This window comes from Actinotalea ferrariae CF5-4 (genome assembly GCF_000603945.1).
Taxonomy (GTDB): Bacteria; Actinomycetota; Actinomycetes; order Actinomycetales; family Cellulomonadaceae; genus Actinotalea; species Actinotalea ferrariae.
The window spans coordinates 1-887 of record NZ_AXCW01000365.1 but is presented as its reverse complement, the minus strand read 5'-3'; the positions used below and the strand labels follow the sequence as shown (position 1 = coordinate 887).

Below are 887 nucleotides of genomic sequence, written 5' to 3'. Positions count from 1 at the left end.
CGGGCGCGGACGACGACGTCGCCGCGCTCCTGGCCGACCTGCGCCGCTGGACCGACGTGACCGAGTACGACGACGACGGCGCCCCGACGGCGCTGGTCGGCGAGGGCGTCGGGGCGGGGGCGGCGCGGTGAGCAGCGGCGGCGTGTCCCTGTGGCCCGTGCTCCTCGACGCGCTGTGGGAGACGCTGTGGATGGTCTCCGCGACGCTGGCGATCGGCGGGTTCGGCGGGCTCGTGCTCGGCGTCGCGCTCTACGTGACGCGGCCGGGCAACCTCATGGCGAACCGGGGCGTGCACGTGGTGCTCAACGCGGTCGTCAACACCGTGCGGCCCATCCCGTTCATCATCTTCATCACCGCGCTGCTGCCGCTGACCGTGCAGGTCACCGGCACGAGCTACGGCACCCGGGCGGTGATCTTCCCGCTCGCGCTCATGACGGTGTTCGGCACGTCGCGGATCGTGGAGCAGAACCTCGTCGCGCTGGACCCGGGCGTCGTCGAGGCGGCGCGGGCGGTGGGCGCGGGGCCGTTCCGGATCCTGCTGACGATCGTCATCCCCGAGGCGCTCGGTCCGCTGATCCTGGGCTTCACGTTCCTCTTCGTCGCCATCACGGACATGTCCGCGATGGCGGGCGCCGTCGCCGGCGGGGGACTGGGCGACTTCGCGCTCCAGTACGGCTACCAGCGGTTCGACTACACGGTCACGTGGCTCACCGTGGCGGTCATCATCGTCGTCGTGCAGCTCGCGCAGGTGCTCGGCAACACCCTCGCGCGGCGCGTGCTGCGGCGCTGACGGCGGCGGGCGGCGCACCCGATCGGGGTCCGCCGCCCGTCCGCGTGGTCAGGGGCGTCGTGGTCGTCAGCGACCCTTGCGCGGGCCGGCGGGCCGG

The 887-nt window shown here is 73.5% G+C and carries 1 protein-coding gene; it reads left to right on the top strand.

Annotated elements, in window-relative coordinates; all coding sequences use genetic code 11:
* Positions 1 to 190 precede the first annotated feature (190 nt).
* The gene (locus tag N866_RS17795) at positions 191 to 790 is read left to right on the top strand and encodes a methionine ABC transporter permease (protein ID WP_173406177.1); all 600 of its coding nucleotides are present in this window, start codon (positions 191 to 193) and stop codon (positions 788 to 790) included.
* Positions 791 to 887: the final 97 nt, after the last annotated feature.

Coding starts and splice junctions, on each gene's coding strand:
- N866_RS17795 (WP_173406177.1), top strand. CDS start 191: ATGGTCTCCGCGACGCTGGCGATCGGCGGGTTCGGCGGGCTCGTGCTC.